The sequence below is a fragment of the Hymenobacter coccineus genome (assembly GCF_001816125.1).
Classification (GTDB): domain Bacteria; phylum Bacteroidota; class Bacteroidia; order Cytophagales; family Hymenobacteraceae; genus Hymenobacter; species Hymenobacter coccineus.
This window is the reverse complement of record NZ_MDZA01000185.1, coordinates 1-4,127: the sequence shown is the minus strand read 5'-3', so window position 1 is coordinate 4,127 and position 4,127 is coordinate 1. Positions and strand designations below refer to the sequence as shown.

General features: G+C 69.9%; 2 protein-coding genes. Both read left to right on the top strand.

Translation table 11 applies throughout. The annotated features are described in order from the left end of the window. Positions 1–272: 272 nt before the first annotated feature. Complete coding sequence (locus BEN49_RS11770) at positions 273–1,835, top strand: GEVED domain-containing protein (protein ID WP_094123151.1); 1,563 nt, start codon at positions 273–275, stop codon at positions 1,833–1,835. A 260-nt stretch (positions 1,836–2,095) separates the two neighbouring features. Further along, a partial coding sequence (locus BEN49_RS11765) for a hypothetical protein (RefSeq protein ID WP_141765652.1) occupies positions 2,096–4,127 on the top strand: 2,032 nt, incomplete at its 3' end.

The window sequence follows — 4,127 nt, the reverse complement described above, 5'->3', positions numbered from 1 at the left end:
GGCCACGGCGTAGCCGGCGCGGCCGAAGGCCAGGGCGCAGGCCCGGCCGATGCCAGACGTGCCCCCGGTGATGAGCACAGTTTTTTGGGACATAACGAACGCTGAAAACGAAAGCCCAAAACTACGGTGCGCGCCCGCGCCGGCCGGGCCCCAGCCCGCACGGCTGGGAAAACCAGCAACAAAAGGCACCCGTTGGTCGACTCCCGGGTGGGGGCCCCGGTTCCATTGGTTACATTTAACCACGGAAAAAATCTACCCTTTGCTTCCTGCTTATGCGCCACGGTGTACGCCCTTGGAAATCATTGCTTGCGGCTGCCGTAGTGGCGGCGCTGGGGGCCCCGGCGGCCCTCGCCCAAACCTGCCCGGCGGCGGCCACTTGCACCCCGGGCCCGGCCGGCGCGGCAACCGGCGCGGTCACGGCCTTCAACATGGGCATCCTCAACGTGACACTGGGCAGCATTAACAACACCACCCAGGGGCAGGCCGATGGCTACCAGGACTACAGCTGCCGCGCGCCCGGCACCACCACGGCCACTACCCTCGCATTGGGCCAGAACTACACCCTCGCGGTGCGCACCAGCCTCAACAACAACGAGACGGTGCTGGCCTGGATTGACTACAACAATGACGGCGCGTTCGACCCCGTGACGGAGGTGATCATGGCCGCCACCCCGGCCACCGGCACGGGCACGGCCGGGGGCCTGCACACCGCCACCTTTGCCGCACCCGCCACGGCCCGCACGGGAGTGCCGCTGCGCCTGCGCATCGCCGCCGACTACACCAACAGCCCCGTGCCCACGCCGTGCTCCACGCCCCAGTTCTCGCAGGACGAGGACTACGCCGTGACGCTGGCCGCCAGCACCGGGCCGCCAGTGGTGGCCTTCACCACCAACGGCATCACCACCTGCTCGGGCTGCGTGCAGTTCACCGATGCCAGCCAGGGCCTGCCCACCTCGTGGGTGTGGAGCTTCGGCGACGGCACCGCCAGCACCGCCCAAAACCCCAGCCACTGCTACGCCGCCGCGGGCACCTACCAGGTGCAGCTCACGGTGGCCAACGGCAACGGCAACGCCATCAGCGCGGCCACCACCATTACCTACACCAGCACCGCGCCCGCCGCCGCCGCGTGCGCGCCCGCCACCGCCGCCTACTGCTGCCTCTACGGCGTGGTGCGCGTGCGCCTGGGGGCCCTCGACAATGCCTCGGCCGACGGCAGCGCGGGCTACCAGGACTTTAGCTGCACCCGGCGGGCCAGCCTGGCGGTGGGCACGGCCTACCCGCTGCAAGTGACGACCGGCGGCACCCTGCCCCACGACACCCGCGCGTACCTCGACCTGAACAACGACGGCGCCTTTGCCACTTCTGAGCTGGTGGGCCAGGCCCTGGGCGCCGCCAACCCCACGTTTTCGCTGACGCTGCCCGCCACAACGCCGCTGGGCCAGCCGCTGCGCCTGCGCCTCGTGACGGACTACGCCGGCAGCGACCCGCAGCCCTGCAAGGCCCCCACCAACGGCCAGGTGGAAGACTACGCCGTGGTGCCAATGGCCCGGCCCCTGGCTACCGTGGCCGCCGCTGCCCTGCCCGGCCTGGCCGTGGGCCCCAACCCCACCCCCGACGGCCACCTGCGCCTGCGCCTCGACGACCCCGCCGCCGCCGGCCCCTACGCCGCCGAGGTGCAGAACCTGCTGGGCGCCACCCTGCTCAGCACGGCCCTGCGCCTGGCGCCCGGCACCGACGCCACCCTCGACCTGGGGGCCCTGGCCCCCGGCCTGTACCTGCTGCGCCTGCGCGACGCCAAGGGCCAGGTGGCCGTGCGCCGCGTGGTGCGCGAATAACTGGGTGTCAGTTGCTAGTCAATGCATTGCTACTGATGAAGCTGTTTAAGGAGAGCCGAAAATTCAGAAGTGACCGTCATGCTGAGCGCAGTCGAAGCATCTCTACCGCAGCAGTACTCAATAATTAGTAAGCAGTAGGGATGCTTCGACTGCGCTCAGCATGACAGTTTTACTAACCTGAACAGCTTCCTGAAACAGTTTTGATATAGGAGCCGCCGGCTCGCACTTCCTTTTTCTGCACGCTGCTTTTGTCCATTTATATGATGACAACGCTACTTCGGCGGTTTTGCGGCCTGGGGGCCCTCCTGGTGCTGCTGGTGCTGGGCCTGGCGGGGCCGGCGCGCGCCACCCACTTGCTGGGCGGCGAGATGAGCTACCGCTACCTCGACGCCAACGGGCCCGCCGCGGCGCCGTTCCGCTACGAGCTGACGGTGACCATCTACAACAACTCGCTGCCAAGGGCCGCCCAGCCCAACAACGAGGCCATCGTGGGCATTTATAACCGCACCACCGGGGCCCAGATTGTGCTGACGGCCACCAACTACCCGCGCGTCGTGACGCAGGGCGGCACCCCCGGGCTGATGAGCATTGCCTCCACCTCGCTCTCACGGGTACTGCTGCCGCCCAGCGTGGCGGGCTGCACCGTGACGGGGCCCCAGCAGCCGTTTCGGCTCCAGAAATTCGTGGGCGTGGTGAACCTGCCCGTGTCGTTCGACGGCTACTACGCCGTGTTCACGCGCAGCGCCCGCAACCTAGACGTGACCAACCTGAACGCCGGCAACAACAACCAGCCCCTGACCTTGTACACGAGCATGGCCCCGGCCCTGCTGCCCAACCACGCGCCGGTGTTTTCGGATACGGCCGTGGCCATTGTGTGCCAGAACGATACCACCATCAGCCTCAACAACGCCGTGGATGCCGACGGCGACCGGCTGGTGTACTCCTTCGGCTCGCCCTACGGGCAGTTTGCCAGCTCGGGCTCGAACCTGCCCCGGCTGTTTCCGCCCCTGCCGCTGGCCGTGGGCTACTACGCCGGCTACTCGCAGGCCAACCCGTTTGGCACTGGGGCCGGCAACTTCGCGCTGCTGAACGCCAGTACTGGCGTGGCCCGCTACGGGGCCGCCAACCAGGGCAAGTACGTGGTGGCCGTGGACGTGGCCGAGTACCGCACCATCAACGGGCGGGAGGTGCTGATTGGCACCACGCGGCGCGACTTGCAGCTGGTGGTGGCGCAGTGCCCGAGCACGCTGGCCCCGGCGCTGGCCCCGGCCGTCACGCTGCCCCGCGCCTACACCATCGAGGAAGGCCAGGCCCTAACCATCCCCATCACGGCCACCCAGCCGGCGGGCAACCCCCTGGTGCTCAGCGCCAACAGCTCCTTGCTCGACGGCACGGGCGGCTTCAACGCCACCTTTAACGGCAGCCCGGGCACGGTGGCGGCGGGCAGCCTCACGGGCACGGCCACGGCCACCGGCAGCGGCACCGTGGCCGGCACGTTCGTGTACAACTCGGCCTGCGGCGAAGCCCGCGCCACGCCCTACGACGTGGCCCTGACGGTGCGCGACGTGGCCTGCGGCGGCAAAACCGCGGCCGACGTGCTGCGCATCACCGTGACGCGGGCCGCGGGCCCCACCGCCATTGCCGGCGACGCCACCGCCTGCACCCAAACCGCGCACGCCTACACCGCCAACGGCGCCACGGCCACCTTCCGCTGGCGCGCTACGGGCGGCACCGTGGTGGGCCCCGCCACGGGCCCCACAGTGCAGGTGCTGTGGGGCCCCGCCGGCACCGGCACGCTGGTGGCCCGGGGCATCTCCGCCTACGGCTGCCTCACCGACTCCACGAGCTTACCGGTAAATATTCTGGCCGCCCCAGCGCTGGCCGTGGCCGGTACGCTCAGCGTCTGCCAGGGCGCGGCTACCACGCTGAGCGTGAGCGGCGGGGGGCCCTACATTCTCACCGGCGGCGGCGCTACCCAAACCGGCCCGGGGCCCTTCGTGGTGGCCCCCACCCAAACCACGCCCTACGTCATCACCGGCGCGGCCAACCCCAGCGGCTGCGCCGGCACGGCCCAGGTAACGGTGACCGTGCTGCCGCTGCCCACCGTGGTGCCGGGCGCGGCGGTGGCCATTTGCTCGGGCGGCACGGCGCAGCTGGGGGCCCCGGCGGTGCCGGGCGTCACCTACCGCTGGAGCCCCGCCACCGGCCTCAGCAACCCGGCCCTTGCCAATCCCACCGTGACGCTGGCCAACGCCACGGCCGGGGCCTTCACCGTCACCTACACCCTCACGG

Excerpts from the sequence above, each read along its gene's own strand:
- BEN49_RS11770 (WP_094123151.1), top strand. The coding sequence starts at position 273 with ATGCGCCACGGTGTACGCCCTTGGAAATCATTGCTTGCGGCTGCCGTA.